Genomic DNA, 19,678 nt, shown 5'->3' on the forward strand with positions numbered 1-19,678 from the left:
TAAAGATTTTATTTTAACTAAAATTGATTAAAAATTGACTATAATTTCGCTTTAAAATGATTTAATTACAAGGAAAAATTTTGGGATTAGAAGAAAAAATTATTTCTTATACTGAAGATCCAAATCAAGAACTTTTAGAAGTATCATCTAGAACAAATATTGATTTAAATGAACTTGATTTTAATCTTTTGGCATTTTCAACTCAATATTGTTTTAACGATAATCAATGGGAAAAAATTTCAGAAAAAGATTTAAATCTTTTTGAAAAAGATGAAATATTTTTAAAAAATGATTTAAAAATAAAACAAGAATATAAAATAGAAATTTTTCATCGAACAAATGAAGATAAATTAGCGCATGCGATAAAACTTATTGCTAATAAAAATCTTACAAAAATAGTCGCCCAAATTGATTTTAGCTCTTTAAAATTTCACGAAAAATTAGCCCTCGAGCTTTTGCAAAATATCTATAAAAAGATGCTTAAGCTTAAATTTTTAATAGGAATTCGTATTTTTGATTTTAAAAAAGAACTTCTTAGTGTTTGTAATAAACATAAATCAAATACTTTAAATCAAATTGTGCAAATTAACATAGCTAGGGGTATTGATCCTATTCAAAGTCAGGATGAAAAATTGATTTTGCTTTACAAAGAAAAAGCTAAGAATTATACCGTTGATGAAAAAAGATCGGGCATTATAGCTGTAGATGAAAATGAAGTGGTATTAAAACACACCAAATTTAAACAAGGAAAAGAAGGTAAAGATCTAAACTTAAGAGTATTAAAAGTTTTAAGTACCAATGAAAATAAAATCAAATTCACCTGTTCTTCTGCCTTTAAAGCGGTTGAGCATGAAGATTTTACAGATTATATCGCTTTAAAAAAAGGTTTTGTAAGTGAAGAATCTGATCGTTTTGATATTAATAATTTATTAGAATTTAATGGAGTTGATTTTAAAAATATAGGTATTATACGTGCTGGACTTGATAAAAATGTAAAAATTAATATAAAATTTATCTCTGATATGCAAGATGCTGTTAATTCTGGAGTTGGAATAGAATGCGAAGAACTAAATATAACTGGAAGTGTAGGCAGTAATACCCACTTAAAAGCTACAAAAATGAAGATTGAAGGAATTACTCATTCTAAAGCCTATATTAATGCAAAAGAAGGTTATATTAAAACTCATAGAGGATTTGTAGAAGGTGAAATTTTAAATATAGATTTACTTGAAGGTGGCACAGTTAAAGCTAAAGAGGTGAGAATAAAAAAAAGTTTAGGTGGAACAATACAAGCAGAAAAAGTTTATATAGAAAGCTTAGAAAATAATAATACTTGTATTTTTTATAATTGTGCTGTAGTTGAAAATATGAAAGGCCAAAATAATAAATTTAATATTAAAGTAAAAACACTTGATAAAGATTATGATAAAGAACTTTTTGATATTAAAAACAAAATATCTACACTTAATCTTAAAATTAGCAAATTAAAACAATTTATTTCATCCAATAAAAATAGCATTTTAAGCATAGAAAAGAAAGTAATGCAACTTAAAAATCAAGGACAAAACATACCTTCTCAATATGAAAAAGCTTTAAAAGAATTTTCTTTCCAAAACCGTGAATTAAATAAAATAATAAATGAAGAAAAGGATCTCTTAGAGCTTAAAAAACAACTGCATTCTGAATTAGCAGTGCTTGAGCAAAGTCTATTTGAAGCTAAATTTATAAACAAAAGCGGAAAATGGAATGATATGAATGAAATAAAATTTTCATTGATAGAGCCTAAAAAAGATATCTTATATTCCTCTTTTAGTAACGAAAGTGCTAAATTTATAGGTTTAGAAAAAAAGACAGAAAATAATCAAGAATTTATAGAAATTCATAAAAAACTCGATTACGATAAAAAGGATACGGAATGGTTGTTGCCATCGAAGGAATCATAACAAAAAAAGAACCAACTTTTGTAGTATTAAAATGCTCTAGCGGGCTTAGTTATGGGATTTTTATATCTCTTTTTTGTTCAACTAAACTCCAAAATAATGAAAAATGTGAGCTTTTAATCACACAAATTATTAAGGAAGATTCTAATAAATTTTATGGTTTTTTAGATAAAAATGAACAAAAAATGTTTGAAATGCTTTTAAAGGTTAATGGTGTTGGAGCAAATACCGCTATGGCAGTTTGCTCAAGTTTAGATGTAAATTCTTTTTACCAAGCTTTAAATATGTGTGATGAAACTTTATTAAAAAAAGTTCCAGGAATTGGAGCAAAAACCGCAAAGAGGATTATAGTCGAATTAAGCGATAATAAAAAGAATCTTGAAAATATTAGCAACGAGAAAAATGAAGCACTTGCGGCTTTAATTTCTTTAGGTTTTAAACAAGATAAAATTCTAAATATTTTACGTGATTGCACTGGAACAAATACTAGTGATCTTATCAAAGAAGCACTTAAAAAACTAGCATAAGGAGAAAAAAATAAATGAATTTTGCAATACTTTTTGGTGGAAATTCATATGAACACGAAATTAGCATCGTAAGTGCTATAGTCTTGAAAAAAGTTCTTAAAACAAATTTAACTTTTATTTTCTGTGATGAAGATAGAAAATTTTATCTCATTCCAAATGATAAAATGCATTCAAAAACTTTTAGCACAAGATCTTATATCAAAGAAAAAGAATTATTTTTAAAGCAAAAAGGATTTTATGTTAAAAATTTTATAGGTGAAAAAAAAATTGAAACAGAATGCGTTATTAATCTTATTCATGGAAAAGATGGAGAAGATGGAAAAATAGCTTCTTTGTTAGAATTTTTTGATATTAATTTTATTGGACCAAGACTTGAGGCAAGCGTTTTATCTTTCAATAAAGAATTAACTAAACTTTATGCGAAAAATATAGGTGTTAAAACGCTTGATTATTTTATGCTTAGAAAAAATTCCAATAATAATTTTATTCCAAAATTTCCTTTAATTTTAAAACCATCAAGACTAGGTAGCAGTATAGGTATAAGTATAGTTAATAATGAAAAAGAATTTGAATACGCAAAAGATGTAGCTTTTGAATTTGATACAGACATTCTAATAGAAGAATTTAAAAGTAATATTAAAGAATATAATCTTGCTGGTTGCATGATTGATGATGATTTTGTTTTTTCTATTATAGAAGAGCCTAAGAAAAAAGAATTTTTAGATTTTGAGCAAAAATATCTTAGCTTTTCTGGCAATAACGAACTTATTGAAGCTGATATAAATGAAGAATTAAAAACAAAACTTAAAGATAATTTTAAAAGAATTTATAATCCATTATTTAAAGGTGCCTTAATTCGATGTGATTTTTTCATTTTAAACAATGAAGTTTATCTAAATGAAATCAATCCAAATCCTGGCTCATTAGCTAATTATCTTTTTAAAGATTTCAACGCTCTTTTAATGAAACTTGCCAAAAATGTTAAAAATGAAAATAAGATTAAAATAAATTATAATTTTCTTCACTCAATTAATGGACAAAAGGGCAAATTATAAACTTTTAAGTCAAAATACGTTAAATTTTACATAAAATTTAACGTATTTATTAGGAATATGGTATGCTCACCTTTCAAAAAGATGAAATTTACACAGCTACAGAAGTTGTTAGAAATTTTAGCCCTATTATGGAAAAACTCAAAAAAAGTCAAACGGGAAAAATTGTTATTTTAAAAAACAATAAATTTGAAGCTGTAATGCTTAGTATGACAGAATATGAACGTTTGCAAAATGCCATACAACTTTTAGAGAATATTTATAAAAATCAAAAGGTTTAAAATGGCATTAACTCAAATTATTTATGAAAAAAATACTTATGATTTAAGTTATGAAATTATCCATCCTAGTCAAAAAAAAACCTTGCTTATTCTTCATGGATGGGGAGCTAATAAAGAATTAATGAAGCAAGCTTTTGCTAAAGAATTTCCAGATTTTTGTCATTTGTATCTTGATTTGCCTGGTTTTGGAAAATCTAATATCATAAAAGCTTTTCAAAGTAAAGACTATGTTAATATTATAAAAAAATTTTTAAAAGAAAAAAAAATCCATGTTGATATTTATATGGGTCATTCTTTTGGTGGAAAAATAGCTGCCTTACTTGCTTTAGAATTTAAAAATTCAAAATTAATCTTGCTTTCTAATTCTGGAATTCTTGCTCCAAAGTCCTTAAAAATTCGCTTAAAAATTATTATTTTTAAATTTTTAAAAATTTTTGGATTAGGTAAATTGTATCGCTATTTTGCAAGCAAAGATGCTGCAAATTTAAATACTATAATGTATCAAACTTTTAAAAATGTAGTAGATGAAGACTTAAAAGATGTTTTTTCAAAAATTGAAACAAAAACTTATATTTTTTGGGGTATTGATGATCAAGCCACCCCATTATCAAGTGGAGAAAAAATGCATCAAATTATTAAAAATAGTCAATTTTATCCTTTAGAAGGAGATCATTTTTTCTTTTTAAGACATTCTGCTTTTATAGCTAAACAAATACAAGGATAAAAATGCTTAACTCTCTTTATTTTATTAATTCATTATTGTTTAATTTTTGCGTTTCTTTTTATCTTATTAGTGCTTTACAATGGTATTCTTATAAATTAAATCGCATTGTTTTTCATTATCATAAACCTTTATGGCATTTATATTTTTTACTTTGCCCTTATTTGATGTTTTTAGTTTTTCCTTTATATTCTTTAATTTATTTTATTATTCTTGCTCCGATTTTATATTTTTGGAATAAAAGTATCGATAAAAAACTTATCTTTACTAATAAGGTAAAATGGTTTTTTGTTTTTGTTTTTATTTACAATACTCTTTTTGCTATCTTGGCTCTAAGATTTTCATTTCTTTTCAATCTTTGCACCCTTATTTTGGCACTTTTAAGTCTAAAAATTTACGATCTATTTTCAAAAATATATTATAAAAAGCAAGCCAAATCAAAATTAAACAATCTTTCAAATTTAAAAATCATCCTTATTACAGCAAGTTTTGGTAAAACAAGTATTAAAAATTTTCTTTATGAGTTATTAAAAGATGATTTTAAAGTTTATAAAACTCCAAGATCTGTAAATACCCTTATGGGAATAGTTGCAGATATCAATAATAATCTAAATCAACAAACTCAAATTTATATCGCAGAGGCAGGTGCAAGACTTAAAGGAGATATTGATGAAATCACTCGCTTTTTAGAGCCACAAATTTGCATCATAGGGGAAATAGGAAATGCTCATTTAGAATATTTTAAAAATATAGACAATATCAGACAAACAAAACTTGAAGCTCTAAATTCTAAAAGATTGGAAAAAGCTTTTCTTCATACAAGCACACTAAAAAAAGAAAATGAAATTATCACTCTTTATGACAATAAAATAAATAATATTAATTCGAATTTAGAAGGTTTAAAATTTGAAATATCATTTAAACAAGAATTGCACACCTTTAAAAGTCAAATTTTAGGAGAATTTAATGCTCAAAATTTATGTGTTTGCATACTTTGTGCTAATTATTTAGGTGTTAATTTTGAGTCTATTAAAAACAATATTTTAAACATTAAATCCGTAGAACATCGTTTGCAAATAATTTCTAAAAAACCAAAATTTATTATTGATGATGGTTTTAATGGCAATTTTAAAGGAATGAGTGAAAGTTATCGTTTATGCAAACTTTATAAAGGACGTAAAGTTTTAGTCAGTCCTGGTATTATGGAAGTTAGCAAAGAAGAAAATATCAAACTAGCTCAAATTATTAATGATTGTTTTGATTTAGCTATTATTACAGCAAATGTAAATGCTGAAATTTTTGAAAAAGAACTCAGTATCACAAAAATCATATTAAAAGAAAAATCTGAGCTTGTAAATGTTTTAGCTAAAGAAACTAAAAATAACGATTTGATCTTATTTTCCAATGACGCTCCTAGCTTTATGTAAAAATTAAGATAAAGGTAAAATAAAATAAAAATTTTTAGGCTCTTTCTCAAAGCTTAATTCTCCTCTATGAGCATTAATAATTTCTTTAGAAAGGGACAAACCTAAACCATTTCCTTTAAGTTTTGTTGTTTTAAATGCCTCGAAAACCAAATTTTCATCTTTAATACTGCAGCCATTATCAAAAACTCTCAAAATCAAATTATTTTCTTTAACTTCTGCTATGATTTTTATTTTAGGATTTTCGCATTCATTTTCTTCTATAGCATCAATGGCATTGTAAATTAAATTTTGCAATACTAAACCTAAAAGTGCTTTATCGGCACAAATATTTACATCTAAAAAATTTAATTCAAATTGAATTGGTGCAGAAAAATTATAAGAATTAATTGCACTTTCACATTCTTCTTTTAATTCTAAAATATTAAAATTTAAAGTATTTATATGCACACCTTTTGTAAATAATAAAGTTGAATTAACTATACGCTCTACCCTATCTATAGCCTTTTTCATCTCAAGTACTATATGTTTATTTTTAAGCTCACTCCGAGAAAAAAGAGTAGAAGCAAGTAAAGATATAGATCCTATTGGATTTCTTATCTCATGTGCTAAATGCGCAGCAACACTTCCCATGCTTGCAAGTCTTTCATTGCGTTTTTCATCGCTAATATCTGTAGCTGAAATAATAGTTTTTTCATTATGTGCGATAATCTTTACAGCATAAAACCTTCCTTCAAATTCAAGTTCATCGCGCATTTTTTCAAGACTGATACTATTTAATAATTTTGGATTTTTCAAAGCTTCTTTGTTTTGCAAAATAATATTTTTTTCTTTATCCAAAATCCAAAGTGCGCTAGGTAAAACTTCGATAATTTCATCAACCATGGCACGCAAAGAATTATAATTTTCATTTAAAACTTTATACTCATTTTCTATAACATAGGTTTGTTCTATCAAACTTTCCAAACCTTTTTGCAAAGTTTCTTTCTCAGTTGCATCTAGACTTTTTAAAATATTTTCATTCATTATCTTTCCTCTAATAAAATTTTAAAATCATTCATATCCATTAAAAGCAAATTTTGCTTAGCTATTTTGCAAAATTCTTTACTAAAACCATTTTTTGAAATTATAATATAATAATCAGGAGTTAAATTTAAGTTTTTTGATTTCATTTCCAAAAGATTTAAAATATTTTTACAAATTTTTTTATTTTTAAATTTAACTTCTCCGACTAAACTTAAATTTTCATCTTGGTAATACAAATCTATTTCTAAATCTTTATTCCAATAGCTTTGAACTCCTAAAATATCTAATTTTTTTTCAATCAATTCTCTTGAGAGTTGCTCAAAACAAAAACTTTGATAAAGTTCAAATTTTTCTTTAATGATTTCTAAAACTCTATCATATTTTTGCTCTAAAATAAATTTTTCATTGGGTTTTAAAAAATAAAAAAAGAAGCGTGTAAAATGATTTTGAAATATAAGCTTATCTTGTACAACATAAGATCTTAATTCTTTTTTTAATTTTTCTCTTTTATTTTTAGCTTTTTTAATTTCTTTACTATGCTCAAGTTTTAAAATACCATTTTTTAAAAGATATCTTAAAATAGCCCAAGCCTTAAAATGCTGTATATTTTTATTAATAGAAAAGCGTTTTCTATTGTTTTTAGCTAAAAGAGAAAGTGCGTATGAAGTGGTTTCATCATAATTAAATTGAGCATTTATTCTAAGGTAGTCTTTAAGTAGCAAATTTTCTATATTATAAAAAATATTTTGCTCAAAATCAATTTTTTCTAGCATATCAAAACCATCAAAAATGCTATAAAAATCAAAAATATTTCCTAAAGTTAAAGCGCTACAAAAACTTGCAAAATGATTAAATTTAATATTTTTCCTTTAAATAAATAATTTATAGTATAATTCTATCAAATTTTTACAAGGATTATAATTGCAAATTTCAGATTTAAAACAACAAATTATATTAAAAAAAGGCGTTTTGCATTTTGATTTTACTGCAAGTGCCTTAGCTTTAAAATGCATAGAAAAACAAATCGCTAAAATATTGCCAACCTATGCAAATACACATTCTGATAGCTCTTTAAATTCTTTTAAAACTCAACAATTTTATGAACAAGCTAGAGATGATATTAAAAAAAGTCTTAAACTAAATAAAGAATTTGCTCTTATTGCTTGCGGAACTGGATCTAGTAGCGCCATAAAAAAATTTCAAGAATTACTTGGAATTTATTTACCTCCATTGATAAAAGAAAAATATTTTACCCAAATACAAAAAGATACACTACCTTTGGTAATTGTCGGGCCTTATGAACATCATTCTAATGAATTATCCTTTAGAGAAGGCTTGTGTGAGTGCATGAGAATACCTTTGAATAAATTTGGAGAAATAGATTTTGATTTTTTAGAAAAAACTTTAGAAAGCAATAAAAAAAGACAAATTATCGCTAGTTTTTCCTTGGCTTCTAATGTAACTGGGATATTAAGTGATTACAAACGCATAAGTGATTTAGTACGTAAATACAAAGGCATAGTGGCATTTGATGCTTCTAGTTTTATCCCTTATAAAAATATAGCTTGTAAATATTATGATGCTTTGTTTATAAGCTCACATAAGCTCATTGGAGGTATTGGCGGTTCTGGACTTTTAGTCATCAAAAAAAATCTTTGCGGAAACAAGCCTAGCTTTGCAGCTGGTGGCACTGTAGGATATGTTTCAAGAACTTCACAATGTTATCTTTGCAATGAAGAGATTTTAGAAGAAGGTGGAACTCCTGGAATTTTACAACTTATCCGTGCTAGTTTAGCTTTTAAGATAAAGGATTCTTTAGGAATTTCCCAAATAGAAAAAAAAGATGAGGAATTAAAAAAATATTTTTTAAAGGAAATTGAAAAAATACCTGATTTGATACTTTATGCTAAAAATTTAACCTATCGCTTACCTATTTTCTCTTTCAATATCAAAGGAATTTCTCCTTATGATCTTGCTTACGAATTAAGTAAAACTCATCATATTGAAACACGTGCAGGCTGTGCATGTGCTGGACCTTATGGACATGATTTGCTTGGTTTAAAGGATAATCAAAAACTTAAAACAAAACCAGGATGGTTAAGGGTTAGTTTGCATTATACACACGAAAAAGAAGATATTGATTATTTTATAAAAGCTCTAAAGCAAAGTATAAAAAAACTTAAATTCTAAAAAATATTATGGAAGTGGCGCAGCGGACGGGGCTCGAACCCGCGACCTCCGCCGTGACAGGGCGGCATTCTAACCAGCTGAACTACCGCTGCACCTAAAAATGGTGGTCACTATAAGACTCGAACTTATGACATCCACCTTGTAAGGGTGGCGCTCTACCAACTGAGCTAAGCGACCAAAAATAATGGCGACCCCTAGAGGATTTGAACCTCTGTTTCCACACAGAGAGAGTGTTGTCCTGGGCCACTAGACGAAAGGGTCTAAACCCAAAAAAAGTGGTGTCTCGTGTTGGATTCGAACCAACGGCCCCCTCCTTAAAAGGGAGATGCTCTACCGGCTGAGCTAACGAGACATAAGTGGCGCAGCGGACGGGGCTCGAACCCGCGACCTCCGCCGTGACAGGGCGGCATTCTAACCAGCTGAACTACCGCTGCACCTAAGAAGTAAGAAATGGTGGTCACTATAAGACTCGAACTTATGACATCCACCTTGTAAGGGTGGCGCTCTACCAACTGAGCTAAGCGACCGAAGTGGTGTCCCGTGTTGGATTCGAACCAACGGCCCCCTCCTTAAAAGGGAGATGCTCTACCGGCTGAGCTAACGAGACATAAACTAAAAATGAAAATGTGATTATGCCAAAATATATACTCATTTGTCAAGGATTTTTTTTATTTTTGATATTTTCTTTCTAAATAACGTGAAAATAAACTAATCGGTAAAGTTAATATAAGATAAGCTATAGCTAAGATTATATAGCCTTCAAGCGTAGCAAATACATAAGAATTAACCTCTTGAACATTTTGTGTTAATTCATTTACAGCGATCACACTCAATAAAGAACTATCCTTGATCAAATTAGCCAATTGCCCGCTAATAGGAGCTAAGATATTTTTTAAAGTTTGTGGAAAAACCACATAAAATAAAATTTGCCTTTCGCTTAGTCCCAAAGCTCTTGCACTTTCTATTTGGATCAAAGCAATGCTAAGAATTCCTGATCTAAAAATTTCAGCCAGATACGCCCCAGAAAACAAAGAAAGGATAAATATACCTACAAAATATCTATTATCAAAACCTAAATTATTGGCAATAATGTAATAAATCAACAACACCTGAACAAGCAAAGGCGTTCCGCGAATGATTTCTATATAAAATAAAGCAAAAAATCTCAACACTATAAATCTACTCAAGCTAAAAAAACAAATCACTAAACCAAAAAAAATACTACTTCCTAAAGCAAAAAAGCTGATCAATAAAGTATTTAAAAATCCATTCAAAATTGTTTTTTTGTATTCTAACAATAAAGCAAAATCAAAATGATAAACACTCACTTTAAAGCTAAAATAAAAAAATAAAGTCAAAAGACAAAGCAAAAGCGTCGCATTTAATAAATAAGCTATTTTAGAAAGTGGTTTTATAGGCCTAAAGTTTTTACGCTCTTGAATAAACAAAATATCCCCCTATTCTTCATAAAAAACATTTTTATAATTTCAAGTATGCAAATTTTTTTATAAGTAAAATTTAACTAAAATTTTTAAAAATCATTTTAAAGGTGAATTAATATGCTAATTTTTGGACATCCTCTAGCAAAAAATTTGAATTTTAATTTTATAGAAAAAATTGAAAATTTGCAAAACGATCAAATTTCTTGTTTTTTTTATGATGAAAAAATTATCCAAAAAGCAAAAAATGAAAATTTGGATTTTGCTATTTTTATAAAAAATAAAAATGAAATTTTTTTAAGCAATGCATTTGAGGCAAAATTTTTAATCTTTAAAGATGAAAAATTAGCAAAATTTGCTTCAGAAGTAGCTGAATTTTACCTTTTTGATAGCAAAATTTTAATGATGGTAGAAAACTTTGATGATTTGGAAAAAGCTTATAATTTGAGAGTCGATGGGGTTATTTTAAAGGATTTTATAAAGAATTATCATTAAAATATTTAAATATTTATCATATTTACTATTTTCTTACAGTAGCAAATAATTTATTATTTTCATTAGTTTAAAAATATTTAATATTTTTATCCTTAAACTTGGAACAATCTTTGCTTAATCTTTTTCTAAGCAATGATCTTTGAAAGGAATGATAATGAGAAAAATTTTTCTTATTTTGGCAGTTTTAACAAGCTCTTTGTTTGCTAGTGATGAGTTAAACATCGATACACTCTTTAAAAAGCAAATTGGATTAAGAAGTATTACAAGCTTTTCACTTCTTAGCACAGGTAATGCAAACTCGTATTCTCTTTATCCTAATATAACAATAGGCGGAGATCCTACAATTTGGAATGATACAAAGCAAGTGTTTTTAACTCAAACTTTCATTTATACCATAACACCTAAGTTTGACATACTTATTTCAGGAGGCGGAAGTTATGCAAGACAAGAATATACAAACTTTTTTACAAATGAGTATTCTAGAAAAACAGAATAGGTTTTGATAGTTTATGGCTAGGTTTTATTTATACAGGCGATAGCATAGCAGATTTTGTTCCACAAATCACCTTTCAAACCGCTATTGTTCAAAGAGAAAAAGCGATCAATCAAACAAAAAACTTTTATTTAAAATCACAAAGCTTGCAAGCTAGTTTAAGAGGATATAGCGATCCTGTGGTATATAGTATTTATACAGGATTTGGTTATAACCAAAAAAGAAAATTTAAACAATTTGACATAGAATATGGACATAGCATTTATATAGGTGGAGATTTATCTATAATCTTAAGTCCTAAAATCACTTTAGATCTAGGAGCAGAGCAAAGATTTCAAACTGAACAAAAAATCAATGGCTACCAAAATTCTGAAGTGCGTTCTATTCCAACTCTAAGTTTAGGATCAACCTATAGCATAAACTCTGATACAGCGGTATCTGTAAGTGCTAGTTTTGGAGGGGAGTTCTGCAAGCCCTGACAGTGTGTTTGGATTAAGCTTATGGAAAAAATTCTAAAATTATTATCAATACTCATTATTTTGCCTTTATTTTTAAAGGCAAACTTTATAGTTAAATCCTATTCTGAAATTAAAAATAAAAACGTCATAAGACAAAGCTATGAAGAATCTTGCGGCGCTTCATCTTTAGCAACACTTATTAATATACTTGATGATAAAAAATTAAGCGAACTAGATCTTTTAAAAACTATGAGTGGGCAAAAACTATATACAGATATGGTAAGTTTTGCAGACTTAAATGATGCAGTTAAAAAACTAGGCTATGAAAGCAAATCTTATAGGATAGATAGAAAGAGTTTAGAAAAACTTGCAGGAATTCCTATTTTAGTAAAGATTGAAGATGATCCACGTTTCCCACATTTTGTGGTGATTATAAATCATAGGGGTGATTTTTTACAAGTGCTTGATCCAAGTTATGGAGAATATATCAGTTCTAAAAGACAATTTTTTAGTGTATGGGATAGATATAAAAAAGGAGGATATGCCTTAATCATTGCTCCTAAAAAGAAATTAAAAGAATATAAGCTTAATATACCTAAATCTTTGAATTTTGATTTTAATCCTTTTAGCTTATATTAAAGATTATTTATAGGAGTTAAAACAACTCCTATAATTTAAATATTTAATCTTTAAAAACAAAAAAAATAAATACTTGCAATAAAACTTAATAAACTTCTAAACCTTAATATTTACACTTCTATGTTTAGCTTTAGAATTCAATTTGTTAAGATGATTAGAGTTGGAATTGTTTTCATTAGAATTATTGTTATTTGTATTGTAATTATCTATTTTTACATTAAAAAGAATTTCTAATTCTTTTGCTAAATCAAATTTATTTTCAAGAAGTTTTTTTTATGAGTTCATTTCTTATATTATCATCTTTATAAGTTTCTTTGTTTTTGCTTTCTGCTTGGATGGGTTTAAAAGATTTTTGACTTGTGTTTTTTTTATTTTTATTATTTGAAATGCTTTGTCCGCTAGCAATATCTATGCTATAATCAATTCCTTTAGCTTTTTCTTCTGCTTCTAAATTTTCTATAAAACCATCATATCTTTCTTTAAAATCTAGATATTTAGTTTTAAACTCATTTAAACTTATATTAGAATTGATTAATTCATTATATTCTTTAGCAAAATCTCTAGCTTGTTGTGCTAGTTCAGTATTACCTACATTTTGACTTCTTTTAATGTAAAGTTGTATTGAAAGACGTTCTTCAAAAGGATTCCATTCATCAGGATTGCTTGAATCTTTATAAAAAGCACTTTGAATTTTATTTTTATTCATAAAATTTTGAAAATCATTACGTTCTGCTTCACTAACATTTTTATCAACTAAAATTTTTCCAAGCAATTTGGTATCGCCCTCTAAAAAATTAGTTGTTGCACCATAAAGTTGGGAATTTAAAAAGCCCATTAAAACTCCACCCTTATCTATACTTCCATCTTCATTAATATAAGCATTTTTGTTTAATCTTGTATCTCCATTATTACTAAAAATATTATCAGTATTAATATCTTCAAAATATGAACCATTTCAAGTATTGAAACTAGCATATATTGTGTCTTGAGAGAAATCTATTTTTTCATATTCGTCTTTAGTGTAAATTTTAGTTATATTGTAATTTTTATCCATACTAAAACCATAAGGAAGGTTTTTTAACTCTTCTTGAGAAAAACTTGAATTTGAAGTTTGAGGTATGAGTTGTGAAAAAGCTTTATAAGCATTTCCTATAGTTTTGGCTATATCAACCTTATAATGTGTAGAAAAAATAAAATTATCATTTTCTTGAAAATTCACAAAACTTTCCATATCTTTAGCATAAATCTTATAATCTTTAGGTATTCCTGCAGCTTCATTGAAATCGCTGGTAAAAAAACCATCTTCATCTACACCATAACCTAGTATTTTATTAACAGCCTTAGATTTATCACTTACTAAATTTGAATTTGTTTGTTTTAATGAGGTATTGTTTGAAATATTATTATTGTTATTTAAATTTGTATTGTTGTTTATTTCTTTATTATTATCTACTAAATCATTTGTTTTAGAATTCTTTTTATTAGAATTTAAAGTATTTGTATAGTAATTATAATTTGAATAAGAATTTATACTGTTTATCATTTTACTACCTTTTAGTATATTGATCATTTCTACCTTATGTATTGGTAGAAGTGATGAGAAGTTTATGTTATAGAAATAATGATGTATTCTATAAATTTGTTTTTTTAATAATTTTAAATTTTAAAATTATTTTTTAAATTCTTTTGTCTATACCTTTTTCATTAAGTTTTTCCATAAGTTCTAAAATATCTATTCCGTTTTCTTTTTGAATTTTTAAAAATTGTTCCCAAAAATTTGCTTTTACTTCATCCTTATAGGTTTGGCTTTTACTTTCTGCTCGTATAGGTTTAAAAGTTTTTATTTCTTGTTCTTGTGCAGTTTACATTTCTTGCTGAATATCTTTTCTGCTTTGCTCGGCAATTTCGCCAAATCTAGCTTCGTGTTTGGCTTGAAGATCTAACCATTTTTGTTTAAATTCTTCTACACTCATACTTGTGTGATAAATTTTTACATATTCTTTTTGTAAGTCTTCATCCAACCAATGTACCGAAGCTTTATTTTTTGCTTTAAAATCTTCAATTTCTTTAAAATCTTCTTGGCTTAATTCACCCTTTAAAATCTGATCTTGTATAGAGCCTTTAGCGATAGGAATTTCTTTTGTAAGTTCATCATAATAATCTTTGTAAGATTTTAGAAGTTCATCTAAATTTGCAACATTTGACTTGTTTTTATCATTTGGAATTTGAGCGGTATTTTTATCGCCAAAATTCCAGTTATTTGTTGTGCTTATTCCAAAAATGCTTAAACTCGAATTTATAGTATTCATATTTTTTACCTTTTAGGATACCAACCACCAAGAGCACTTTCCATTTGCTCTTGGTATTTACCCGCTAACTCTTTAATAATTATATTATTATTTAAAACAGCACTAGAATTTATTCTATAAGCAGTTTGTGATGAATAATTATATACAATAACTCCATAAGTGAAAAGCACATAAGGTTGTCCTAAGTCAGAAACTTTTACTTGTCTTTTAACTGTATATCCTAAAGCATTTAGGACAGGATCTCCAGCAACTTGCATATATTCTTGCAATTTGTTTTGACTTGGAGCACTACAAGTAGCAACACCTATACCACATAATCCACTTTTTGATGGAACATAATTACCATTTTTATCGTATTTGATTTCACTTCCATCGCGATCGCCAAAATCAACTCCAGCATCGTGAGCATTTATTGTCGTAATAGCTAATGCACCAATTTCGTTATCCCCTATGTTAATAAAACCGACTAAATACCCACCCTTAACATCTTTCATCTCATTAAGACTAAGAACTTTAACACCTGCACTATTAATCACTGAGTGCACCATTACTGACTTTAGCTAGAAAATCATCCCCAAAGGCAGAACTTGCCAATAAAGCACCTAAAGCTGTAACGCTAAATAACTTTTTTATCATGACTTCTCCTTTTTGTTAAAGTGTATTTATTTTATCACGATTGATTATTTAAATCAAATTTTTAAAAGTTCTATTTTGTAGAGATTTGAATAATGTTTATAATGAATTTTAGCGTTTTAAAAGTTTTTTATTTTTTAATATGTTTTCATGATAATTGTGTAAATTGGTAATAAATTAAAAACTTAAAAAATTATTCATTCCTTAAAGTATCTAAAACATTGATTTGAGTTGCTTTTTTAGCCGGATAAAAAGACGATAAAGCGATGATAATCAAAGCCCCTATAACCGTCAAAGTAAAATCCATAACCGATAAATCAAGCGGTAATTTGCTCGTCCCATAAACATCAGCCGGTAAGGTAACGATATCGAAATTTCCTAGAAGCCACAAAGCGATAAAAGCAAGTAAAATACCCACTATCATACCACCACCGCCTATAAGCATCCCTAAAGCAAAAAAACTTTTTTTAACCTCTGCTTTACTTGCTCCCAAGGCAAATAAAAGAGCGATTTCGCTACGACGATTCATAACGATCATTAAAAGAGAACTGACTATATTTAAACTTGCAACCAAGATAATCAGCATTAAAACTATAAAAAGTGCCCTTTTTTCAAGCTTTAAAGCTGAAAAGAAATTTTTATTTTGCTCCCACCATCCTATAACGATATAATCATCTTTTAAATAGTTTTTTATTTTTTCCACATCTTTAAAAGCATCATCACTATAAACATGTATTCCATCATAACCTTGATTTTCATTCATTCCAAGAACTTTTCTTAAGGCTTTAACATCAGTATACATATAAGCTTTATCATAAAAAGCAAGTCCAGAAGTAAAACGAGCTTTTACTTTAAAACGTTTAGTTTGTGGGATCAAAGAAAAACCGCTAGGATTAAAATTTGAAAAAATAAGTGAAATCATATCGTTTTTAGATAAGCCATACTCATCCACCAAAGCCGATCCTAAAAGGATATCAAAACCGCTTAAATTTTGATCTTTAACAGCCTTAGCAACGATTTCATTGATCTTAACTTCATCTTTAAAATTAACACCAAAAAGCACTCCGCCTTCAAAGCGATTATCCCCTTTGGCAACAACTTGAGTACTGATATAAGGACTAAAAAGCAATTTTGGAAATTGCTTTTTAAGTTCATTAACCAATTCATCATCAACAGGAGCATAAAATTTTGACACAATGGTAATAGGATAATTCATCACAAAAAAACGTTTTTCAAATTCCTTATCAAAACCATTCATGATAGCCATCGCTACAAGTAAGACACAAAGCCCTACACACACACCTAAAAATGCTAAAAGCATAGATAGATTGATAAAAGGTTGCTCTTTATCAAATCTTAAATATTTAAAAAGTAAATATTTTAAAACGCTTTTATTCAAGCTAAAATTCCCTGTTTTGGACCACTTTTTCCATGGCATTCTTTAAATTTTTTGCCACTTCCACAAGGACAAGGTGAATTTCTAGGAACTTTTTTAAATTCAGGCTCATCAAGCCCATCTTCACTTACTCCAATCTCCACAGAATTTTCAAGTATTTTTTCATTTTCTTTACTAGCCATATCTTCTAAATCTTTAGCTTCTTCTTGAGTAAATTTAACACTAAAAAGAAGTTTTATACTATCAAATTTGATACGATTAACAAGCTCTAAAAAGAGATTATAGCTCTCTTTTTTATATTCCACTAAAGGATCTTTCTGATTGTATCCGCGAAGACCTATACCTGTTTTTAAAATATCCATTTGATACAAATGCTCTCTCCAAGCATTGTCTAAAACTTGCAAATACAAAATACGCTCAATATTGTGTAATTCTTTTTTATCTAATTTTTCCATTTTTTGATGGTAAGAATTTTCCAAAATTTCACTCAATTTATCTTGTATTTCAATGGCATTGAGATTTTCAAAATCGCTTTCTTTAATTTCAGTAGAGCATTCATTAAAAATTTTATTTTTCAAAGTTTCAAAATTAAACTCGGTATTATTTTCATCGATCATAAGCTCATTCATCACGTTAGCACTATATTCAGCAATATTTTGCGATATTTTAGCTTTTATATCATATTCTTCATCTAATAATTCATTACGATAACGATAAATTGTTTTTCTTTGCTCATTGGCCACATCATCATATTCTAACAAATGCTTTCTACTTTCAAAATGCAAACTCTCTACTTTTTTTTGTGCATTTTCAACCGCTCTTGTTACTATACGTGATTCTATATGCTCCCCTTCTTTTATACCTAGGCGATCCATAATTCCTTTCATTCTATCGCCACCAAAAATTCTCAATAAATTATCTTCTACACTAAGATAAAAACGACTAATTCCAGGATCGCCTTGTCGTCCAGCACGACCACGAAGTTGATTATCTATACGGCGACTTTCATGCCTTTCAGTTCCTATAATATAAAGTCCCCCTAAAGCTCTAACTTCATCATCTATTTTGATATCAACCCCACGTCCTGCCATATTTGTAGCTATAGTCACAGCACCTTTTTTTCCAGCATCTTGTATGATTAAAGCTTCTTGTTCATGATTTTTAGCATTTAACACATGGTGTGGAATTCTTTCTTTTACAAGCATTTCATGAAATACTTCACTTCTTTCTATACTCGCTGTTCCTACAAGAACCGGCTGTCCTTTTTTATTGGCTTGTTTTATTTCTTCGATTACAGCTTTAAATTTTTCATTTTGAGTTTTATAGATTAAATCATCTTTATCTTGTCTTTTAATAGGAATATTTGTTGGGATTGAAATCACATCTAAATTATAAATTTGAGAAAATTCAGTAGCTTCAGTTTGTGCTGTTCCTGTCATACCTGCAAGCTTTTTATACATTCTAAAATAATTTTGAAAAGTAATATCAGCTAAGGTTTGACTTTCTTCTTGAATTTTTACATTTTCCTTAGCTTCTAAAGCCTGATGAAGACCTTCGCTAAAACGACGTCCTTCGCTCAAACGCCCAGTAAATTCATCAACAATAATAACTTCTTTATTTCTAACAACATAGTGTATATCTTTTTCAAAAAGATTATGTGCTTTTAAAGCTTGATCAAGTTGATGTGCCAAAATAGCATTATCTAAACTATATAAATTCTCTACACCAAAAAGCTTTTCAGCCTTAGCAATTCCGGCTTCAGTAATCAAAATATTTCTATTTTTTTCATCCACTATAAAATCGCCTTCTGGTTTAGCAGGAGGTAATACCGCCTCACCTCTTTTCATTTTTTTTGCAACTTCATTAGCTTTAATATAACCATCCAAAGTTCTATTAGTAGGCCCGCTGATAATCAAAGGTGTTCTTGCTTCATCAATTAAAATACTATCTACCTCATCCACAATTACAAAATTATGTTCTCTTTGGACCTTCTCGGCTTTTGAAAATTTCATATTATCTCTTAAATAATCAAAACCAAATTCATTATTTGTTCCATAAGTAATATCACAATCATAAGCTTTTTTATGCTCTAAGTCAGTATTTTCAGATGAAAGCACAACCCCGACGCTAAATCCTAGAAAATTATAAATTGAGCTCATTTGTTCAGCATCTCTTTTTGCTAAATAATCATTTACAGTAACCACATGAACGCCTTTTCCACTCATGGCATTTAAAACAACTGGTAAAGTTGCTACAAGGGTTTTTCCCTCTCCTGTTTTCATTTCTGCAATTTTGCCTTCGTGTAAAACCATACCTCCAATTAATTGCACATCAAAATGACGCATATTTAACGTTCTTTTTCCTGTTTCTCTTACTATAGCAAAAACATCATTTAAAATTTCATTTTCTTCTTTTTCACCTGTAAGAATTTGCTCTTTTAATTTTAAAAATTCAGCTTTAAGCTCATCATCGCTTAAATTTTGATATTTAGGCTCAAGCATATTAATCTGTGCCACTCGTTTAAAATATTTTTTTATTTCGCGATCATTTTTTGTTCCAAACATGGCTCTTAAAGCATTTAAAAACATTTTTAAAACCTTTTGCTAAAATTTCAAGCTATCATTATAGCTATTGTTTAATTAAAGTTAGCTAGAA

18 protein-coding genes, 7 tRNA genes and 1 pseudogene are annotated in these 19,678 nt (G+C 27.9%); 10 read left to right on the plus strand and 16 right to left on the minus strand.

The features are described 5' to 3' along the window. The first annotated feature begins 80 nt into the window (after positions 1–80). The 6 genes from ACD570_RS05045 to ACD570_RS05070 all read left to right on the plus strand — a co-directional run bounded on the left by ACD570_RS05045 (position 81) and on the right by ACD570_RS05070 (position 5,948). Positions 81–1,943, plus strand: a complete 1,863-nt coding sequence (locus tag ACD570_RS05045) for a flagellar assembly protein A (RefSeq protein ID WP_337205287.1) — start codon at positions 81–83, stop codon at positions 1,941–1,943. Next, positions 1,916–2,467 (plus strand): Holliday junction branch migration protein RuvA, encoded by a 552-nt coding sequence (ruvA, locus tag ACD570_RS05050; protein ID WP_200279195.1) that lies wholly within the window; start codon positions 1,916–1,918, stop codon positions 2,465–2,467. The genes ACD570_RS05045 and ruvA overlap by 28 nt, the downstream gene beginning before the upstream one ends. Before the next feature lie 14 nt (positions 2,468–2,481). Then, the gene (locus tag ACD570_RS05055; RefSeq protein WP_337199647.1) at positions 2,482–3,522 is read left to right on the plus strand and encodes a D-alanine--D-alanine ligase; all 1,041 of its coding nucleotides are present in this window, start codon (positions 2,482–2,484) and stop codon (positions 3,520–3,522) included. 62 nt (positions 3,523–3,584) lie between these two features. Beyond that, positions 3,585–3,800 (plus strand): type II toxin-antitoxin system Phd/YefM family antitoxin, encoded by a 216-nt coding sequence (locus tag ACD570_RS05060; protein WP_200279201.1) that lies wholly within the window; start codon positions 3,585–3,587, stop codon positions 3,798–3,800. 1 nt (position 3,801) lies between these two features. Continuing rightward, a complete protein-coding gene (locus tag ACD570_RS05065) occupies positions 3,802–4,524 on the plus strand; it encodes an alpha/beta hydrolase (protein WP_337198317.1) in 723 nt (240 codons plus the stop codon). A gap of 2 nt (positions 4,525–4,526) precedes the next feature. Continuing rightward, positions 4,527–5,948, plus strand: a complete 1,422-nt coding sequence (locus ACD570_RS05070) for a UDP-N-acetylmuramoyl-tripeptide--D-alanyl-D-alanine ligase (RefSeq protein ID WP_337205286.1) — start codon at positions 4,527–4,529, stop codon at positions 5,946–5,948. Positions 5,949–5,951: 3 nt separating this feature from the next. On the opposite strand, the gene ACD570_RS05075 is transcribed toward ACD570_RS05070, so the two are convergent. Both ACD570_RS05075 and ACD570_RS05080 read right to left on the minus strand, forming a co-directional pair. Further along, positions 5,952–6,971, minus strand: a complete 1,020-nt coding sequence (locus ACD570_RS05075; protein WP_200279212.1) for a sensor histidine kinase — start codon at positions 6,969–6,971, stop codon at positions 5,952–5,954. Continuing rightward, positions 6,971–7,744 (minus strand): DUF234 domain-containing protein, encoded by a 774-nt coding sequence (locus tag ACD570_RS05080; protein WP_337202031.1) that lies wholly within the window; start codon positions 7,742–7,744, stop codon positions 6,971–6,973. Before ACD570_RS05080 ends, ACD570_RS05075 begins: the two co-directional genes overlap by 1 nt. 148 nt (positions 7,745–7,892) lie before the next feature. Between ACD570_RS05080 and ACD570_RS05085 the strand changes: the two genes are divergently transcribed. Then, a complete protein-coding gene (locus tag ACD570_RS05085; RefSeq protein ID WP_337202032.1) occupies positions 7,893–9,161 on the plus strand; it encodes an aminotransferase class V-fold PLP-dependent enzyme in 1,269 nt (422 codons plus the stop codon). Between the two features lie 15 nt (positions 9,162–9,176). Here the strand turns inward: ACD570_RS05085 and ACD570_RS05090 are convergent. The 8 genes from ACD570_RS05090 to ACD570_RS05125 form a co-directional block, all read right to left on the minus strand. Then, positions 9,177–9,253, minus strand: a tRNA-Asp gene (locus tag ACD570_RS05090). A gap of 9 nt (positions 9,254–9,262) precedes the next feature. Continuing rightward, a tRNA-Val gene (locus ACD570_RS05095) sits at positions 9,263–9,338 on the minus strand. A gap of 8 nt (positions 9,339–9,346) precedes the next feature. Continuing rightward, positions 9,347–9,422, minus strand: a tRNA-Arg gene (locus ACD570_RS05100). A 15-nt stretch (positions 9,423–9,437) separates the two neighbouring features. Then, a tRNA-Lys gene (locus tag ACD570_RS05105) sits at positions 9,438–9,513 on the minus strand. Between the two features lie 5 nt (positions 9,514–9,518). Further along, positions 9,519–9,595, minus strand: a tRNA-Asp gene (locus ACD570_RS05110). 17 nt (positions 9,596–9,612) lie between these two features. Continuing rightward, positions 9,613–9,688, minus strand: a tRNA-Val gene (locus ACD570_RS05115). A 4-nt stretch (positions 9,689–9,692) separates the two neighbouring features. Next, positions 9,693–9,768: transfer RNA gene (locus ACD570_RS05120), tRNA-Lys, on the minus strand. A gap of 61 nt (positions 9,769–9,829) precedes the next feature. Further along, positions 9,830–10,609, minus strand: a complete 780-nt coding sequence (locus tag ACD570_RS05125; RefSeq protein WP_337196563.1) for an amino acid ABC transporter permease — start codon at positions 10,607–10,609, stop codon at positions 9,830–9,832. 111 nt (positions 10,610–10,720) lie between these two features. Here ACD570_RS05125 and ACD570_RS05130 point away from each other — a divergent pair, with 111 nt between their 5' ends. The 3 genes and pseudogenes from ACD570_RS05130 to ACD570_RS05140 all read left to right on the plus strand — a co-directional run bounded on the left by ACD570_RS05130 (position 10,721) and on the right by ACD570_RS05140 (position 12,685). Continuing rightward, on the plus strand, positions 10,721–11,095 hold the full coding sequence (locus ACD570_RS05130) for a hypothetical protein (RefSeq protein WP_417904193.1): 375 nt from the start codon (positions 10,721–10,723) through the stop codon (positions 11,093–11,095). 154 nt (positions 11,096–11,249) lie between these two features. Further along, positions 11,250–12,104 (plus strand): annotated as a pseudogene (locus ACD570_RS05135) (hypothetical protein). Further along, positions 12,089–12,685 carry a C39 family peptidase gene (locus tag ACD570_RS05140; RefSeq protein WP_417904194.1) on the plus strand — a complete coding sequence of 199 codons (597 nt, stop codon included), beginning with the start codon at positions 12,089–12,091 and terminating at the stop codon, positions 12,683–12,685. Before ACD570_RS05135 ends, ACD570_RS05140 begins: the two are co-directional and overlap by 16 nt. Before the next feature lie 259 nt (positions 12,686–12,944). Here the strand turns inward: ACD570_RS05140 and ACD570_RS05145 are convergent, their stop codons facing one another. The 6 genes from ACD570_RS05145 to secA form a co-directional block, all read right to left on the minus strand. Then, the gene (locus ACD570_RS05145) at positions 12,945–13,520 is read right to left on the minus strand and encodes a hypothetical protein (RefSeq protein WP_337204185.1); all 576 of its coding nucleotides are present in this window, start codon (positions 13,518–13,520) and stop codon (positions 12,945–12,947) included. A gap of 120 nt (positions 13,521–13,640) precedes the next feature. Next, positions 13,641–14,228, minus strand: a complete 588-nt coding sequence (locus ACD570_RS05150) for a Cj0814 family flagellar-dependent secreted protein (RefSeq protein WP_337199210.1) — start codon at positions 14,226–14,228, stop codon at positions 13,641–13,643. A gap of 319 nt (positions 14,229–14,547) precedes the next feature. Next, positions 14,548–14,994: a hypothetical protein gene (locus tag ACD570_RS05155; RefSeq protein WP_337199211.1), complete on the minus strand. Its 447-nt coding sequence runs from the start codon at positions 14,992–14,994 to the stop codon at positions 14,548–14,550. 5 nt (positions 14,995–14,999) lie between these two features. Beyond that, positions 15,000–15,488: a bacteriocin gene (locus ACD570_RS05160; RefSeq protein ID WP_417904443.1), complete on the minus strand. Its 489-nt coding sequence runs from the start codon at positions 15,486–15,488 to the stop codon at positions 15,000–15,002. Positions 15,489–15,820: 332 nt separating this feature from the next. Next, positions 15,821–17,026: an ABC transporter permease gene (locus tag ACD570_RS05165; protein ID WP_337199639.1), complete on the minus strand. Its 1,206-nt coding sequence runs from the start codon at positions 17,024–17,026 to the stop codon at positions 15,821–15,823. Further along, positions 17,023–19,611: a preprotein translocase subunit SecA gene (gene secA / locus ACD570_RS05170; protein ID WP_417904195.1), complete on the minus strand. Its 2,589-nt coding sequence runs from the start codon at positions 19,609–19,611 to the stop codon at positions 17,023–17,025. The genes ACD570_RS05165 and secA overlap by 4 nt, the downstream gene beginning before the upstream one ends. Positions 19,612–19,678 lie beyond the last annotated feature (67 nt).

It is taken from the genome of Campylobacter sp. LH-2024 (assembly GCF_048270605.1).
Taxonomy (GTDB): Bacteria; Campylobacterota; Campylobacteria; order Campylobacterales; family Campylobacteraceae; genus Campylobacter_D; species Campylobacter_D molothri.